Origin of the sequence: Solihabitans fulvus (assembly GCF_008386585.1) — a bacterium.
GTDB classification, from domain to species: Bacteria; Actinomycetota; Actinomycetes; order Mycobacteriales; family Pseudonocardiaceae; genus Solihabitans; species Solihabitans fulvus.
In genome coordinates this window covers 1-688 of the sequence record NZ_VUOB01000165.1, presented here as the reverse complement: position 1 = coordinate 688, position 688 = coordinate 1, and the positions used below count along the sequence as shown (strand labels likewise).

1 protein-coding gene is annotated in these 688 nt (G+C 61.9%); it reads right to left on the bottom strand.

The window, feature by feature from the left end:
- Positions 1–511, bottom strand: a 511-nt coding sequence (locus F0L68_RS41045) for a transglycosylase SLT domain-containing protein (RefSeq protein WP_223199610.1), incomplete at its 3' end; no start/stop codon positions are given.
- Between the last annotated feature and the right edge of the window lie 177 nt (positions 512–688).

Here is a 688-nt window from a genome sequence, read left to right as displayed (position 1 = left end):
ACAACGACAACGTCGGCACCCCAGACGTCACCGGCACCCCGGCGACACCCTGGACCCTGCTGGCAGCGGCCTGCGCCTCGTTGAGATATGTCTGGTAGCGGTTGTCATAGGAACCATTCGAGCAGCCAGCGCCGCTCCAGGTTTGCCATTGGCACCAGTTGGTGCCCTGATTGGAGATACCGAAGGTGGCCTGGGCGGAACAGTAAGCGTCGTACGCGCACTGATCGCTGACCTCAGGGTGGGAAGACCTGCCGATCTGCCAGATGCCGCGATAAGCCGAGCCCGAGGAAGGGACGCAGTTGGACTCGGCCATGCCGATGGCAATCGCCTCAACCAGATGAGCTCCCTGGAACCCTGCTTGGTGTGCGGCCTGGGCGCACAGGTCAATTCCAGTGGATCCAGCCGAGGCTGGTACGGCACTGAAGAAGATCCCTCCGACCGATAAGGCAGCCGCGAGCAGCAGGCCAGCCGCTCGGGTGCGGAATACTCGGCTTCCGAATGAGTCGCGCACGGTGAATCCCTTAGGTTGTTGGCGTGGTCTAGCAGGTCTGGCTGGTGTGGGTTCCGTCGAGCCATTGGCCGCGAACGAACCCGACCTCGTTGTTGGCATAGTTGAGAACGAGGTTCCAGTCCTGGTCGCCGTTACCTCCGCTGTAAGGCAGGTAACAGATGTCAGTCAGGGCGTCTC